This window comes from Bacillus sp. (in: firmicutes), from assembly GCF_031983925.1.
Classification (GTDB): Bacteria; Bacillota; Bacilli; order Bacillales; family Bacillaceae_G; genus Bacillus_A; species Bacillus_A pacificus.
Window position 1 is genome coordinate 380,526 of the sequence record NZ_DALYZR010000001.1, and the last position, 16,246, is coordinate 396,771.

Consider the following 16,246-nt stretch of genomic DNA (forward strand, 5'->3'; position numbering starts at 1 on the left):
GCAAGTTGCCCCTTTTTCTTCTAACTATAGAAAAAATCTATAGAAATAAATAGTTTATTAGAAGTTTTTTAATTTAATCTTTACAGTACATTAACATTCAGTATAAATCTTCCATATAGAATGAAAGCAGGTTAAGAGTGAGGGGAGAGAGGTGAAACGATGGATATTAAAATTAGTGGATTAGAAAAATCATTTGGAAAAGTACAAGCGTTAAAGCCGTTACAAATTGTGATGAAACAAGGTGAATTCACTACACTTTTAGGACCTTCGGGATGCGGGAAAACGACATTACTCAGAATGATTGCAGGACTGGAAGAGCCAGATAAAGGTGAAATATATTTTGGAGATACGTGCATGTATTCTTCTTCTAAAAAAATAAAAACAGCTCCTCATGAACGTAATATTGGTATGGTATTTCAAGATTTTGCTTTATGGCCACACATGACTGTATTTGAAAATGTTGCATTTGGTTTAAGAGCTACAAAGCAAACGAATCAATTACGGGAAAAAGTAGAAGAGGCAATAAAGCGAGTTCGCTTGCAAGGAATGGAGAAAAGATATCCGCATGAACTCTCTGGCGGACAGCAGCAACGTGTCGCATTTGCGAGAGCAATTGTAACGAAACCACATTTCATTTTGTTTGATGAACCGCTCAGTGCACTCGATGCAATTTTGCGAGAAGAAATGAGATTAGAGCTTATGGATATCGTTCATTCTATTGGTTTAACTGCATTGTATGTTACTCACGATCAAACAGAAGCGATGTCAATGTCAGACCAAATTATTGTCATGAAACAAGGAGAAGTATTACAAAAAGGAACACCAGAAGACATTTATGTGAAGCCATCTCATGAATTTGTTGCAAAATTTGTTGGTAAGGCAAATTGGCTTGTAGAGGGGGAGAAAATGGTTCGCCCAGAGCATATAAGTTGGACAAAAAATGAAGTGTGCGAAATGTATACAGGTGAAGTTCAGCACGTTACATATGTAGGAGAACGCTATGAAGTGAAAGTAAATATGGGGGCAATCGGAATATGGACAGCTTATCACAATAATAAGTTAAGCATCGGAAAGCCAGTATCGTTATATGTACCGAAAAAATGTATTCATCATATAGGGGGAGAATCGTATGAAGAAATTCAGTTCGCTTAAGTCGTTATTTGTATGTACTTTATTATTTTCTGCCGTAGTAACAGGGTGTAGTTCAAAGACAGGTAATGCAGATGCAAAAAGTAAAACTACGAATGAAAAGAAGATTGTTGTATATAGTGCAGGACCAAAAGGATTAGCAGAAAAAATTCAAAAGGACTTTGAAAAGAAAACGGGTATAAAAGTGGAAATGTTTCAAGGAACAACAGGTAAGATTTTAGCGCGAATGGAAGCCGAAAAGAAAAATCCAGTCGTTGACGTAGTCGTACTTGCATCTTTACCAGCGATGGAAGGATTAAAAAAGGATGGACAAACGTTAGCGTATAAAGAAGCGAAACAAGCTGATAAGCTTCGTTCTGAATGGTCGGATGATAAAGGACATTATTTTGGATATAGTGCTTCAGCGTTAGGAATTGTGTATAACACAAAAAATGTGAAGACAGCGCCTGAAGATTGGAACGATATAACAAAAGGAGAATGGAAAGGGAAAGTGAATCTTCCAGATCCAGCACTTTCAGGTTCAGCTTTAGACTTTGTAACAGGATATGTGAAAAAGAATGGAAAAGATGGATGGAATTTATTTGAACAGCTTAAGAAAAATGAAGTTACAGTAGCAGGGGCAAATCAAGAAGCGTTAGATCCAGTTGTAACAGGAGCAAAAGATATGGTCATTGCGGGTGTTGATTATATGACGTACAGTGCAAAAGCAAAGGGTGAACCAGTTGATATTGTTTATCCAAAAAGCGGAACAGTTATTAGCCCACGTGCAGCAGGTATTATGAAGGATAGTAAAAATATAGAAGGTGCAAAAGAGTTTATTGATTATTTATTATCAGATGATGTACAAAAACAAATTTCTAAAGCATATTTATTACCTGGTAGAACAGATATAAAAGCTGAAAATAGACCAAATGTGGAAGAGATTCCAGTATTACATATTGATTGGAAAACAGTTGAGAAAGAACAAGATGAAATAGGAAAACAATTTAAGAAAGTATTTCAATAAGATGGTGATTACATGGTAAATCGATTTGGATCAGTAAGGCAAGTTGGGATGACGGTAGCGTTGTTACTTGTGGCGATGTTAATCGTCATCCCGCTTTTTCTCATTTTACTTTCTAGTGTATATGAAAATAGTAGTTGGAATTTTTTAAAGCCGTTTGAAGTGATGCAGAGTGGTGGATTAGCTGGAATTTTTCTAAATTCGATGCTTCTAGGTGTACTCGTAGTAATAGGGGCAACCATCTTTGCATTTCCATTGGCTTTCATTATGAGCAAAACAGATGTTGGAAAGCATAGCAAATTAGATATTGTTTTTATGATTCCATTTATGACACCGCCGTATATTGGATCGATGGGCTGGATTTTGTTCATGCAACCGAACGGGTATTTCGAACAGTTTTTTCCGATGCTAAAGACGATTTCATCTTCGTTCTTTAGCTTAGGAGGTATGGTTTTAATTATGAGTCTGCATTTATTCCCATTTCTTTACTTCATGTTGAAGAATACATTACTTCAAATTGGGAGTAGTAAAGAAGAAGCGGCAGCAGTTCATGGTGGAAGCTTTTTCTATCGTTTAAGAAAAATAATATTACCGTTATTAGTATCAAGTTATGTAATGGGTGCTTTACTCATTTTCGTAAAGACGATTGCTGAATTTGGAACACCGGCTACATTTGGACGAAGAATCGGATTTCATGTGTTAACATCAGAGATTCATAAATTCATTTCGAGTTGGCCAATTGATTTTAGTAGTGCAACAGCATTATCTTCTTTATTACTTAGTGCATGTATGCTCATTTGGTATATGCAAAACGTATTAAATCGAAAGTATTCATATGCAATGGTTAGTGGAAAAGGTGTGAAATCTAAAAGGTACACTTTGTCTATATTTGTGCGCGCTGTAGCATGGTTCTATGTAATTGGTTTATTAATCGTGTCAATTGGAATCCCGTATTTTTCTATACTGATTGCTTCATTATCAAAGTTAAGGGGCGGCGGCTTACATATAAACAACTTTACAACAAGCCATTATGAAGCATTATTTACAATCGGATCTCCGGGATTAGAGGCCTTATGGAACAGTTTTCTTTTTTCACTTATAACAGCGATTATTGCTGTTATGATTGGCGTCTTTTTAGCACTTATGATTCGAAAGGGGAAAAAGTCCTCTGAAAAATGGCTGGATATGTGCGGTATGTTACCGAATATGGTACCAGGAATCGTAATGGTTGTAGGGCTTATTTTATTTTGGAATTCACCCTATATGCCTCTGTCCATTTACAATACACCAGTCATGGTAATCGTAACGTACGTCGTTCTTTTTTTACCTTATACCGTGCAGTATGTAAAAGCATCGCTCGGGCAAATTGATGATTCTCTTGTGCAGGCAGGAAGTATTTTTTCTGGGAATTATATGTATATTTTCAGAAAAATAATATTACCTCTTATTATCCCGGACATTCTTGCTGGATGGGCGATGACATTTACAATCTCAATAAGGGAGCTAGTAGCATCGCTTCTCGTACTACCCCCATCGGTAGAAACGTCAGCAACATTTATTTTTGCTCAATTTGAACAAGGAGAAGTATCTATTGGAATGGCGATGGCTGTCGTTTCAGTTGGACTTACAACACTATGTTTATTACTTCTGCAACATATGGAGCAAAAACGAAAAGGGGTAGTATGATGAGGATAGAAGTATGGGGAGGAGCGGGAGAATACGGTCGCTCCTGCTACTTTGTAAAAAATAAAGAGACGAAAATATTATTTGATTGTGGTATTAATCGATCATATGAGGACAGTTATCCAAAAATAGAACGGGAAGTTGTACCGTTTTTAGATGCAGTATTTTTGTCACATATTCATGAAGATCATACGATGGGCTTACCTTTATTAGCGAAGTATGGATATAAGAAAAAAATATGGACAACTCGTTATACGAAGGAGCAACTCCCAGCTTACTATGAAAAATGGAGAAACTACAATTTGGCGCAAGGATGGCATGTACCTTATACCGATCAACATGTGAAAGATTTAAATTATGTATATATTGATGAGATTAGCAATCCGAATGAATGGGTACAGATTACCCCTACATTGCGTTTTCAATGGGGGTATAGTGGGCATGTATTAGGAGCTGTTTGGTTTTTATTGGATATGAGTCATACATATGTATTCTATTCTGGCGATTACTCAGCAGAGTCTAACATACTACGAGCTAATTTACCTGAGAAGTTGCACGGCGATATAAAAGTCGCAATCGTAGATGCCGCTTATCATACTGATGATGTTTCGCAACATGAACGAATAAACGAACTATGTACAGAAATTGAACGCGCCGCCGGGAATAAAGGGATAACATTACTACCATTGCCACCCCTTGGTAGGGCACAAGATATCGTATTGTATTTATATAAAAAATATAAAGAACTCCCTATTATAGTAGATCAAGAAATTTTGGATGGATTTCAACAGATGTTCGCATATAAAGATTGGATCAAAAATAATGAAGAACTTGAAGAGCTAATGGAGAGTTTAAAAAGAAACATAATAGTTATGGATGATGATAGCGGTACGCAACATAGTTATGGAATAGTTGTAATGAGTGATGCGAATATGCAAACGAAGCGAGCGCAGTTATATTATGAACAACTTCGGCATGACGAACGAAATTCTATTATCTTTACTGGACATATTGCGAAAGGGAGTTTTGCAGAAAAAGTTTTGAAGGAACGTGTAGGTAAAGAATGTAGGGTGAAGCGAGTTCCATATAAAGTTCACCAAAGTATAAGAGATGTGAAAGAGATGTTAAATACATTATCACCAGAACATACGGTGTTAGTACACGCATTGAAAGAGGATACGGATCGATTACAGAAAAAGCTTAGCACCGCAGGGTATGAAAATGTATATTCACTTACTATGGAACGTATAGAAGTCATTTGAAATGTAAAGGGGATAGGTATATGAAAAAAGTATTTGTATTCGTAAGTATTTTCTTTTGTTGTTTCCTTTATAACGTTAAAGAAGGGTTTGCCGCCAGTCCGATGAAACCTAGTTTTGAAGTGAAATTATTATTAAAGCCAGAACAAGTATTAGGTTATAGCAAAGAGATAAATCAAGAGATACTAGAATATTTCCAGGCTGGTACAAATTATGAAAGAATACAAGTGCAATTTTTAGATACAGCGAATAAAAATTTAAGTAGTGAAGGTTGGTTTGCGAGAATTCGAAAGAAAGAATTTAGTAAAGATTTTGAACTAACATATAAAAAAAGATACCCTATTCCAAATGGTGTAATTCAAGATGCACTAGAAGTAGCTAAAAAAGAAGGATTCGATAGTAATACGGATAGTTATGAGGCGGAAATAGATTGGGGATTTGAGAAGAAAACGTTAAGTATTTCAAATAAGAAAAGCTACAGCGCGAAAGGATATGGAGTACTTGATTTACCAAACGAACGAGCTGCTCAAAACATGTTAATAGAAAAGTTACCAGGGAAAATGAACAAATGGTTGTATACGAATTGGGGAGAAGAAATGTTAAGGGATTCCCGTATTTACGGTCCTGTATTAATGAAACGGTATACAGGGGAGTTTGAAAATATAAAAACGAATATTGAAGTTTGGCAATTAAGTAATACAGGGAAAATAGAAGATGATTTCGTAATAGAAGTGTCGTTTAAAACAAAAGAGGAAAGTATTGCAAAAGAACAAAGAGAATTATTAATGCAGAGTTTAGATCAAAAAGGATGGCTGTTACCGAAAGATAGTTTGAAGACAGAGCTTATTTTTCAGTAAATAGTAAAAAGGAATTCATATGCCATGAATTCCTTTTTATATTTGAGTATTAAGCTAAATCAGCTGATACGAACATATCACTATTTTGAAGATTTTTAGAGCGTAAACTATAAGCAACTACTTTCTTTTTATGTTGCTTGACAACATCAACATGCTCTTCATGACTATAAATATAAAATGTAAAATCTTTTTTGCCGCGCTTTGCATGAATAATTAAAGGCGTACCCTCATTATGTGGCGGTGCATAATAGCGATCTAAAAATAAACCTTCGTTAAAATCATGAATAATTTTGGATTTTTGTTCGCCTTCTAAGTTATTTCCATTGATTGTAACAGTCGCATTCTCTTCTTCCAGTTGCGGATGTGTTTCGTACTTGCTAATAATGGATTCAATAACAGTGTTAGGAAGGCTCGAAACGATAATTTTAAATGCCCCAAATACAACTAACATAACAATAAACCAAGTCGTCATAGTATATCATCCCCTTTTTCCTATTAAATAATATAACTCATATGGTAATAGTACATATGGTGAACTTTTGTATAATTTGTGAAAAATTTTCCTGTTTTTGAACGTTTTTTAACAAATGGAGCTTTGTAAAGAATGAGAGGGAATATTTGGTATGATAAAAAGTGTAGAAGCTTTCTATATATTATAAGGGGGTTATGAAATGGGGAAATTAGATGGTAAGGTTGCTTTTGTTACAGGAGCTGCGATGGGGAACGGAGCTGGAATTGCTCATGTATTTGCAGAGCTAGGGGCGAAAGTATTACTTGTTGATATTTCAGAGACAGTTCATGAGACAGCCAAAAATATTGTAAGTAAAGGGTTAGATGCTGCAAGTTATGTAGTCGATGTAGCTGATATGGATGCTGTTAAAGAAGTAGCGAAAGATGCATATGAGAAGTACGGAAAGATTGATGTGTTAGTAAATAACGCCGGTGTTATTCGACTTGCAAATTTTTTAGATATGTCAGATGAAATGCGTGATTTTCAATTTCAAGTAAATATTAATGGGGTATGGAATTTTTCTAAAGCGGTATTGCCATATATGGTTGAGAAAAATTACGGAAAGATTGTGAATATGTCTTCTGTAACAGGAACATTGGTTGCTGATGAAGGTGAAACTGCATATGCAACGACGAAAGCAGCAATTTGGGGATTTACAAAAGCGTTAGCACGAGAAGTTGCAAAACATCATATTACCGTAAATGCAATTTGTCCAGGTTACATTATGACACCAATGGCAGAGCAAATAGCAAATGAATCTGATCCAAATGAGCCGAGTAATGTAATCGATGGAATTGCTTCAGGTGTTCCTTTAGGACGTTTAGGGAAAATTGAAGAAGTAGGTCAGTTAGCAGGTTTTTTAGCATCCGATGAATCAAGCTACATAACAGGTACACACATTGTCATTGATGGTGGTAGTACATTGCCAGAAACGGTTTCAGTGGGTGTAAAGTAAAAGGATTATGAATGAGAGTTTTAGTTCTTTGAATGATAACGCTAGAAGAAATCTGAAAGAGATTTCTTCTAGCGTTATCATGTTATGTACTATTATTATTATTAGAAAAATCAATTTTGTTACAAAAAGTTGAAATTGAAGTATTTTAAAAGAAAAAGGTTTATAATAAAAATATAACTAATAACCACATTACTAATTATAAGGAAGTGTAACTATGAGTACTGTAACAATCGTGTATGGTATTATTCTTTCCACAATTATCGTTTTATTTTTCGTTGGGGTTTCACGTTACATTCACAAATGGAAAGAAGGCGTTGCGAAATTAAATCACATTGAAGAAGAACTTAGTGATTTAATGTTACATCATGGTAAGTAAAAAGTTTATTTTTAGCTAAATAATGTGAAAAATATCACAAAACATGCTCTCCTTATGAAGGCATGTTTTTTTGTTATGTGAATGATTAGGCACATTCATACATTTTTTCCATACGATACAGTGTGAAGATGGAAATGTTCGGAGTGGAAAAGAGGGATAAAATGAGTAGTTCAGGTTATGTTCCAGATAATAAAAATTTAAAGAAGAGCTCAGGAACTCCAAACCTTTTCTTTGATTCGAGAAAAAATATCTTTTTTAAAAGGGATGAGAAAAACGTTGCATATGAAGTTACGTCAACACAGTTACCAGCCATGATAGGAGGAGCGTTTGTTGATTTATTTATGACGAAAGGGCATATGCGGGAACCACATTGGCATCCGAATGCGTGGGAGTTAGATGTTGTAGTATCAGGAGAAGCAGTTACATCCATTTTAAATCCGGAAACGAATCAATTGCAAAATTATCATATGAAAGCGGGGCAAACTGTCTTTATTCCAATGGGATGGTGGCATTGGATCACAGCGGTAACAGAAGAAGTACAATTACATTTGTTCTTCAATAACGATCAGTTTGAAACAGCAGAAGGATCAGACATACTTAGATTAACACCGCCAGAAGTATTTCAAGCTGCATACGGTGTAAGTGCGGAAAAATTGGGGAAAGACCTTTCGCCAATTAAGGAGTCAGTTGTAATTGGTCCCCCTAACTTAAATCGAATAAAAGGTGTTAAAGAAAGTGACGACTCAAATATAGTCGTTACGTTAAATGGGCAAATAACTTCATGTGAAATAGAATAACTCTTTCTTTTTAGGAAGAGTTATTCTATTTTGTATAATTTTGTAATTAGATTCGTTATAATTATAATATAGAAGGGAATATATGAGAGGGGGTATATTGTGAACATATTAAAAATTATAGGAATTGTTGCAGGAGTCATTATAGTAGCCGTTATAGCTTTCTTTGTCATTACGAGGTACTATTTGTCAAAAGAAGATCCTAATTACGTATTACAGTACATAAAAGAACATAAAGGTGATAGAACATGTTCATTATTAATTAGGAAAAATGGGGAAGTAGTAACATCTATAAATGAAAATGTAAAATTACCATTAGCGAGTATGGCAAAAATCGTAATAGCAGTTGAATTTGCTAAGCAAGTGTCAGAAGGAAAGATAAGCCGAGATGAACAAATTTCATTACAGGAGCTAGAAAAATATTACGTTAAAAACACTGATGGTGGAGCGCATCCTGACTGGTTAGAAGACGCTGAAGCTAGAAAGTTAGTGAAAAATGGACAAATCGCTTTAGAAGAAGTCGCTAAAGGTATGATTCATTATAGTTCTAATGCAAATACGACATATTTGTTAGAAAAGCTTGGAATAGAAAGAGTAAATGAAAGTATAAAAGAGTTAGAGCTTACTAGTCATGATAAGTTCACTTCTTATACGGCTGCACTATATATGAGAGGATACGTAGAAAAAGAACTTCATGTGCCAGAAAATCAGTCATTAAAAACGTTACGTAACATGTCAAAAGATGAATATAATAAACATGTGTTACAAATACAGGAATGGATGAAAGATGAAGAAGAATGGAAAAAACGGGATATTCCATTAAAGGTAGATATGGAATTTCAGCGAATTTGGTCAGATCGATTAGTGGGTGCAAACGCTAAAGATTATATGAGTATAATGGAAAAGATAAATACTAGAAAGTATTTTCCAAAATCAATGCAAGAAGAAATCGAGAACATTTTCCAAGGAACAGTTAAAAATAGTAAGTTCGAATATGCTGGTCAAAAAGGTGGCTCTACCGCATTCGTATTGACAAAAAGTTTGTATACTACAGATAAGAAAGGGAATAAAGTAGAAGCTGTCATTATGTTTAACGATATAGAAGATCAAGTTGCATATCAAAAACTGAGAAATAATATAGATTATTTTATTCAAGATGCTATAGTGGATGAAGAGTTTAGAAAGAAGTTATAATAGAATAATTTTATTATGTAAACAAGATACTGTTACAGGTAGGTGTTGAGATGGGGTTGAGATGGGGTTGAATGAGTATATGCTTGAAACGTTTCCAAATTTAGAACTTAGACCACCTTTATTTTATAATGGGGATATTGGTATTCGCTTTAGATTAGGTGTGAACTATGATTGCAATAACATTTATGAAAACTGCCCATATTTAGAGGGCGTTTATAACAGAGCGATTACTTTATTTCAGTTTTTACATGCAACAGAAGATGATATTTACATTGTAGTGGATGTAGATGACTATGCAGACGGTGAAACTTTCAAACACAAATTGAATATCTTTTCTAAGTATGTAAAAGAGAAGTCTGATTTGTTTAAGTTACAGAAAAATACAATCCCTTATGTTTTTCCAGAAGACGATGAAGACGGGGGATATAAAACACATAGATATACTTTGAAATGTAAAGTTTCAGACTTGAAATACATTCCTATGATAAAAGCAATTTGTAATCAAGATATGGGGATAAAACCGCGTATTTTTCATAGGGTGTATTTCATAAATATTAACAAGAATACTATATTTCACATTTATGATGATAGAGGTTGTGATGTATTAGCTACCTCTCCTAATACAATTAGGGATATGTATCATACATATAATGATTGGATATTAGAATACGACAGAAATAAAATTGATAAAGTATTTAATTGAATGTAGTCTATTTTAAATGAGGGAAATACCATAGAGGTGTTTCCTTTTATTAATATGAAAATCAACATTTAAATTTGAAAGCACTTATTATAACGGTAAAGGGATTTGATGGTAATGTATTGAATTTGGGTAGAAACGGAAAAAGGAGATGAATAAATGACAATAATATATTTCGTTCGCCATGCCCATTCTACCTATACAAAAGAAGAACGGGAGCGTCCTTTATCTGAAAAAGGACACTTGGATGCAGAGAATGTAACAAGCTTATTAAAAGATAAACATATTGATGTAGTGATTTCTAGCCCGTACAAAAGAGCAGTTCAAACTGTACAAGGAATTGCTAATACATATGATGTATCGATACAAATAGAAGAAGATTTACGAGAAAGGTTATTAAGTTCAGAGCCAGTAGCAGATTTTAATGATGCGGTCCAAAAGGTGTGGGAAGATTGGGATTTTGCATACGAAGGCGGAGAATCGAATGATGTAGCGCAAAGGCGTGCTGTAATATGTATGCAAAATATATTAAAAAAATATGAAGGTAAGAATATTGTAATAGGAACTCATGGGAATATTATGGTATTACTCATGAATTATTTTGATTCAAAATATGATTTTCGATTTTGGAAAACAATTCGTATGCCCGATATATTTAAGTTGAATTTTCATAATGAGGATTTAGTTTCTGCCGAAAGGATAGAGAATACGGGTCATCAGATAAATAATTTGTAAAAGTTTATCAAAAAAAGAGGAAAGAGAGATATTATTGTAGAAGTATGACTTTGTAACATAAAAAATATGTTAAAGGAGGCTGTTTACATGTTTGAGAAAGAGAAAGAAGGGCTTATTGAAGTTCACAACGTATATGAAATTGTACCACCAGATGGAACAATTATTGGTATGGCAACGGAAGAAGAAATGGAAATTGCTGCTGAACTAGAGCTGCAGTACTATGCCCATTCTCGTTTGTTAGAAGCAAATATTCAGTTAGACGGTTCCTCCTACAAAGAGTTACTTCAGGAGTTCCAGGAGTACGAAAGAAAATCAATGAGCTTTTGGCGAGCAATACATAAGCGTTTAGCTGTGCCATGGGCATGGGTATTACGTATTGACGTTGCGAATGGCCCTATTTATGTAAGTAATGGGAATGCGTATTACGAAGAAATCGATGATGAAGAAGATTATGAATAGATAAGTAAGGAAGCAGCTTTAGTTGCTTCCTTTTTTTATTTTTAGGGAGTGAACCGCTTCAATGATAATATCTGGTCGATCATTTTCAATTCCGTGGCCAGCATGTTCGGCAAGTATATATTGGCTGTTTATTGAGAGTTGTAATTGTTCATGAATCAGTTCTTGCCACATTGCTTCAAGTTGTGTCGCTTCCTCTTTTTGCATGCCGCCCTCAGTCAACTGAGTAATAGAATATTGAGGGTCTCTACCGATAACGATTAAAGGTATTTCTAATGTTTTATAGAGTTCTTTTATTGAGCGAGCACAATTTTTCCACGTAGATAGTTCAGAAGCTGTCGCTTTATATAATGTAGGAGAGGTAGAAAATTCAATGTACTGTCTTGATTGGTTAGCGAGTATTGGCTTTAGTTCATTAGAAAGCATGTCTACATCCATTTTGGAGTATGTATGATATTTTTGAAGCCACATATCATCCGAATCAGTCTGATCAGAAATTGGTAAATGAAGTTCATCTAATCGGTGTAAGTTCATGGATGTAGAATCAACTAAAATAAGTGCTTGCAACTTATCTTCATGTAACATCGCAAAATGTTGTGCACATAAACCTCCATAGGAATGACCGATTAGAATGATTGGTTCGTGAATATCTAGTTTTTGTAGTAACATATGAAGTTCTTTTGTCGCTTGTAATGTAGTACGTGAATGATTCCTTAGTTCACTTTTTCCGTAACCTGGGCGATGGTAGGAAACGACTGTAAAGTGCTGTGAAAGCTTTTCTATAATAGGAAACCAATCATAAAATGAGCAAGTCATTCCGGTTTGAATGACTACAGTTTGTTCACTACTTCCTTTCATATATACTTCTATAGTTTGCCCCAATACCTCTACAAGTTTATAAATAGTAACCCCTCCTAACTAAGCTTGAAATAATTTTTGACAAGCGAAAACGATGCACCAGACACCTATACCGAACAGGACAGATGTGCTAAGTGAAAATGAGTTTTTTAGGCCAATATAGACGATAAATAATAGTAGTGCGGATGCAGGAAATCCATATAATACACCTATAGCAAATTGACTTAATTCTTGTTTGTTCCCGCCTTCGAAAGAAATCCAAAATAGGCTCAGTAAACTTACGAGAGGAAGGGCAGCAATAAACCCGCCAATCGTACTATAATGTTTAGCGACTTCAGTAATAACACCGATAATAAGTGCCGAAACGATTACTTTAACGAGGAAATGCATACTTTGCCTCCTTCGCTAATAACGAAAAAGCTCTTTCGATTACTTGTTGTTCTTCTTTCGATAACTGCGATTCTAATATTTTTATCTTTTCTTTATCTAGTAAAGTATGCTTTTCTAATACTTCAATGCCTTCTTTCGTTAAAGTAAGGTTCACAACTCTTTCATCTTGTTTGTTTCTTTCTTTCATGATAAACCCTTTTTGAATAAGGCGCTTTACGTGTTCAGATGCTGTGTTATGAGAGAGAGTAAGCTCAGTAGCGACTTTTCCAATTGTTATATCTTTCTCACGAGAAATGATTTGTAAAATACGAATGGCTTGGTGAGAAAGGTTGTCTTCATATTCATATCGTAAGTGATAATAAATACTCTCCCAATGCTGATTGATGTCTTTCATAATAAATCCTCCTGTTTTTATATCGTATAATAAGATATATTCGTTAGTATAGAAGTAAAATCCTTTTATTTGGATAAAAAATGTTGAAAAAGTTTATTTTTATTGAAATATAAGGTAATCTATTTGTAAAGGTATACATTCAGCAAGAGAGAGGATGATAGCTGTGAATACATTCAAATGGATGAGTCATGAACAGATGTATGTAGATGAAATACATGTTGAAAAATGTGGTCCTCTTTCAGTCGGCGTATATGGGGGAAATCAAGAGAGTGATGCATATGAACGAGGAGATGCGGTGCTTGCTTGGTGGGATCCGGAATTACAATTTGAATTTGTTATGATTTTTGATACACACCACAAAACAAAAAATATTGATTATATAATAGAAGCCATTTCAGAAAGAAAAGAGAAACTAAAGGAGTTATTTTCCTACCCGATACATTTAGCTTTTCATCATACACATATGTACTTATTAGCATTATTTACAGATGAGTTGTTTATTGAAAAATGTGATCAAGATGATGAGGAACTTGCATGCTTAATTTGTTTGCGAAAAGGTGAATTTTTATATTGGCTATCAGTCGGTGATTGTTTCGCATATTTATTCCATTCTGAGAAAACGAAAAATGGTAAAGGGCGATTAAATAAACGGAAGAATTACGAATATATTGGTAGGAAAAATATTTTTGCAGCAAATACACCTTGTTTTACGTCAGGTGTAAGAGGATTAGAAAAAGGAATGAATCACATCGTAATGGCAACGGACGGTATTTTAGAGTGTGATAAACGAAGATTTGATGATGACCAATCTTTAATAGAAATATTACACGACGGAAGTTGCTTACAGATTGAGCCAGTATTAACAAATGTATTGCAGTGGAAAGGTAGAGATTGTGCCACAATTATTGGATGGTCCATTGACACTGAAAATAAACGATGTGCTAATTAATATAAAAGGAGTTCAAGGTTTTTATCCTTGAGCTCCTTTTTGTTAAGCAATATGGATGTGATACGTTTTTAACCATTCGTTAACTTGTAGCATGTATTCCATAGCACTTCTTGCTTCGAAATTGTTAATGTCTTTATTACTTTGATCGGCAATAGCAAGTAATGTGGAATGATTAATAAGTGAGAAAATAGGATTGTTTTTATTACTACACATGTCGAGTGATAAATGACGGATTGTTTGTAAATAATGTGGGTCTTGTGAAGTTGGATACGCACTTTTTCTTCTATTCCGTACATCGTCAGGTAAAGCAGGCTTTAATGCTCTACGTAAAATGCCTTTTTCAATATTATCAATGCTTTTTATGTTGAAAGGAACGTTCCATAAATATTCAACTAATCTATAATCGCAAAGCGGTACACGAACTTCAAATCCTACGGCCATACTCATACGGTCTTTACGGTCAAGTAAGAACGGAAGAAATCTCGTTAAAAATAAATAAAACATTTGACGTTGTTTCGCGGATTTTTTACTTTCGCCTTTAAGAGTAGGTACTTCAAGTATCGCTTCTTGGAATCGTGTATCAATATATTCTTCTAGATTACATTGGTTACTTACTTCATGTAGTAGAAGAGGAGATGTATTTTTCCAATTTGTTAGCCAAGGAAATTTATCTACATATAGTAATTCTTCTTGATGAAACCAAGGGTATCCACCGAATACTTCATCAGCAGATTCACCAGATAAAGCTACGGTCGCATCTTTTTTCATTTCGCAAAATAGTAAATATAGTGAAGTTTCCATTTCACCAGCACTCGGTAAATCTTTTGCACGGAGGGGAACGAATAAGTGATTTGCTAATTCTTCAGCATTCACAATAATATCATGATGAGATGTTCCTACATGTTCAGAAACGCGTTTTACCCAAGGAGCGTCTAAACCAGTGCGAGCAAATGTCAGTTCGAAATCTTTTGCGCTATTTACAAAGTCAATGGAATACGTATGAAGTGTTTTATTTTCAGCAGCAAATTCTTTCCCCGCTAGTGCAGTAATCCCGCTAGAATCTAATCCTCCTGATAACATACAGACGAGAGGAACATCGGCAATTAATTGTCTTTTTACTGTATCTTGTAAAATAGATAAAATATGTGATGCTGTATCTTCAGTAGAGTCTGTATGAGCTTTACTTTCTAAATTCCAATACTTCGTAACTACTTTTTTATCACGTGTAAATGTTATAGAATGTCCAGCACGCACTTCTTCAATATGTTTAAAGACGCCACATCCTGGAGTTCGAAATAAGCCTAATCCAAATATTTCATTTATGCCATCCGCATCAATTTCAGTAGGAACAGATGGATGCGCTAATAATGCTTTTATTTCAGATCCGAAAATAATGCTGTCATTTCTTTCTGTGTAAAAGAGTGGCTTTACGCCTAAATGATCACGTGCTAAAAATAATTGTTGCTTCTGATCATCCCATAAGGCGAAAGCGAAAATTCCGTTTAAATGTTGTACGCAATCTTCTTTCCATTCTAAATAAGCATGTAGTAACACTTCTGTATCTGAATGCGTTTCAAATGTATGACCACATTTCCTAAGTTGTTCTCTAAGCTCACGGAAATTATAAATTTCTCCATTATAAGTAAGAGCATACGTATAATCACCAGCGCGAAATGTCTTCGGCTGTGCTCCGCCTTCTGGATCAATTACAATTAAACGCCGGTGTGCAAAGGCCGCACGAGGCGAAAACCAAAATCCTTCAGCATCAGGACCACGATGCTGAATACTATGTGCCATCTTTTCTAAAATAACATGTTCATTGGAAAGGTCCTTATTCCAATTTACCCAACCTGTAATTCCACACATACACATCTCATCTCCTAATTTTTAAAAGTAGATTAACGAAATAAAATGTACACTAAGTTAAAGAATGACTATATAAATAGTGTACTACATGAATCAAATTGCAGACTTGAGAAAATT

18 protein-coding genes are annotated in these 16,246 nt (G+C 34.6%); 13 read left to right on the forward strand and 5 right to left on the reverse strand.

The genetic code is table 11. The features are described 5' to 3' along the window. The first annotated feature begins 159 nt into the window (after positions 1 to 159). From RTP99_RS02120 to RTP99_RS02140, 5 genes are read left to right on the forward strand one after another with little or no spacing between them, the layout of a single operon-like run. Positions 160 to 1,152: an ABC transporter ATP-binding protein gene (locus RTP99_RS02120; protein WP_000351826.1), complete on the forward strand. Its 993-nt coding sequence runs from the start codon at positions 160 to 162 to the stop codon at positions 1,150 to 1,152. Then, complete coding sequence (locus tag RTP99_RS02125; RefSeq protein WP_000714693.1) at positions 1,130 to 2,155, forward strand: ABC transporter substrate-binding protein; 1,026 nt, start codon at positions 1,130 to 1,132, stop codon at positions 2,153 to 2,155. Before RTP99_RS02120 ends, RTP99_RS02125 begins: the two co-directional genes overlap by 23 nt. A gap of 12 nt (positions 2,156 to 2,167) precedes the next feature. Further along, positions 2,168 to 3,838, forward strand: a complete 1,671-nt coding sequence (locus RTP99_RS02130) for an ABC transporter permease (RefSeq protein WP_000248128.1) — start codon at positions 2,168 to 2,170, stop codon at positions 3,836 to 3,838. Beyond that, complete coding sequence (locus RTP99_RS02135) at positions 3,835 to 5,097, forward strand: MBL fold metallo-hydrolase (RefSeq protein WP_041184657.1); 1,263 nt, start codon at positions 3,835 to 3,837, stop codon at positions 5,095 to 5,097. Before RTP99_RS02130 ends, RTP99_RS02135 begins: the two co-directional genes overlap by 4 nt. Before the next feature lie 20 nt (positions 5,098 to 5,117). Continuing rightward, the gene (locus RTP99_RS02140) at positions 5,118 to 5,951 is read left to right on the forward strand and encodes a hypothetical protein (RefSeq protein WP_000755320.1); all 834 of its coding nucleotides are present in this window, start codon (positions 5,118 to 5,120) and stop codon (positions 5,949 to 5,951) included. 49 nt (positions 5,952 to 6,000) lie between these two features. On the opposite strand, the gene RTP99_RS02145 is transcribed toward RTP99_RS02140, so the two are convergent. Continuing rightward, the gene (locus RTP99_RS02145; RefSeq protein WP_000214595.1) at positions 6,001 to 6,423 is read right to left on the reverse strand and encodes a YfmQ family protein; all 423 of its coding nucleotides are present in this window, start codon (positions 6,421 to 6,423) and stop codon (positions 6,001 to 6,003) included. A gap of 199 nt (positions 6,424 to 6,622) precedes the next feature. Between RTP99_RS02145 and ucpA the strand changes: the two genes are divergently transcribed. The 7 genes from ucpA to RTP99_RS02180 all read left to right on the forward strand — a co-directional run bounded on the left by ucpA (position 6,623) and on the right by RTP99_RS02180 (position 11,675). Next, entirely contained in the window at positions 6,623 to 7,417 is a 795-nt protein-coding gene (gene ucpA, locus RTP99_RS02150; protein WP_000517016.1) for an SDR family oxidoreductase UcpA, read from the forward strand. Positions 7,418 to 7,631: 214 nt separating this feature from the next. Continuing rightward, positions 7,632 to 7,793: a hypothetical protein gene (locus RTP99_RS02155; protein ID WP_000109006.1), complete on the forward strand. Its 162-nt coding sequence runs from the start codon at positions 7,632 to 7,634 to the stop codon at positions 7,791 to 7,793. A gap of 161 nt (positions 7,794 to 7,954) precedes the next feature. Next, the gene (locus tag RTP99_RS02160) at positions 7,955 to 8,590 is read left to right on the forward strand and encodes a cupin domain-containing protein (protein ID WP_000098965.1); all 636 of its coding nucleotides are present in this window, start codon (positions 7,955 to 7,957) and stop codon (positions 8,588 to 8,590) included. A gap of 99 nt (positions 8,591 to 8,689) precedes the next feature. After that, positions 8,690 to 9,781 carry a serine hydrolase gene (locus RTP99_RS02165; RefSeq protein WP_001023332.1) on the forward strand — a complete coding sequence of 364 codons (1,092 nt, stop codon included), beginning with the start codon at positions 8,690 to 8,692 and terminating at the stop codon, positions 9,779 to 9,781. 61 nt (positions 9,782 to 9,842) lie between these two features. After that, positions 9,843 to 10,484, forward strand: a complete 642-nt coding sequence (locus RTP99_RS02170) for a DUF3885 domain-containing protein (RefSeq protein ID WP_000523913.1) — start codon at positions 9,843 to 9,845, stop codon at positions 10,482 to 10,484. A 156-nt stretch (positions 10,485 to 10,640) separates the two neighbouring features. Beyond that, positions 10,641 to 11,216 carry a histidine phosphatase family protein gene (locus RTP99_RS02175; RefSeq protein ID WP_000152730.1) on the forward strand — a complete coding sequence of 192 codons (576 nt, stop codon included), beginning with the start codon at positions 10,641 to 10,643 and terminating at the stop codon, positions 11,214 to 11,216. Positions 11,217 to 11,303: 87 nt separating this feature from the next. Then, the gene (locus tag RTP99_RS02180) at positions 11,304 to 11,675 is read left to right on the forward strand and encodes a hypothetical protein (protein ID WP_000461775.1); all 372 of its coding nucleotides are present in this window, start codon (positions 11,304 to 11,306) and stop codon (positions 11,673 to 11,675) included. A gap of 18 nt (positions 11,676 to 11,693) precedes the next feature. Here the strand turns inward: RTP99_RS02180 and RTP99_RS02185 are convergent, their stop codons facing one another. Genes RTP99_RS02185 through RTP99_RS02195 form a run of 3 tightly spaced genes read right to left on the reverse strand, consistent with a single transcriptional unit; the run spans position 11,694 to position 13,314 of the window. Beyond that, complete coding sequence (locus RTP99_RS02185) at positions 11,694 to 12,530, reverse strand: alpha/beta hydrolase (RefSeq protein WP_011040195.1); 837 nt, start codon at positions 12,528 to 12,530, stop codon at positions 11,694 to 11,696. Between the two features lie 60 nt (positions 12,531 to 12,590). After that, complete coding sequence (locus RTP99_RS02190; RefSeq protein WP_000545632.1) at positions 12,591 to 12,920, reverse strand: DUF3147 family protein; 330 nt, start codon at positions 12,918 to 12,920, stop codon at positions 12,591 to 12,593. Further along, positions 12,904 to 13,314: a MarR family winged helix-turn-helix transcriptional regulator gene (locus RTP99_RS02195; protein WP_046646888.1), complete on the reverse strand. Its 411-nt coding sequence runs from the start codon at positions 13,312 to 13,314 to the stop codon at positions 12,904 to 12,906. Before RTP99_RS02195 ends, RTP99_RS02190 begins: the two co-directional genes overlap by 17 nt. A 121-nt stretch (positions 13,315 to 13,435) precedes the next feature. Here RTP99_RS02195 and RTP99_RS02200 point away from each other — a divergent pair, with 121 nt between their 5' ends. Continuing rightward, positions 13,436 to 14,263 carry a PP2C family serine/threonine-protein phosphatase gene (locus RTP99_RS02200; protein WP_016717104.1) on the forward strand — a complete coding sequence of 276 codons (828 nt, stop codon included), beginning with the start codon at positions 13,436 to 13,438 and terminating at the stop codon, positions 14,261 to 14,263. Positions 14,264 to 14,305: 42 nt separating this feature from the next. Here RTP99_RS02200 and asnB read toward each other — a convergent pair whose 3' ends face one another. Then, positions 14,306 to 16,129 (reverse strand): asparagine synthase (glutamine-hydrolyzing), encoded by a 1,824-nt coding sequence (gene asnB / locus RTP99_RS02205; RefSeq protein WP_000334017.1) that lies wholly within the window; start codon positions 16,127 to 16,129, stop codon positions 14,306 to 14,308. Positions 16,130 to 16,246: the final 117 nt, after the last annotated feature.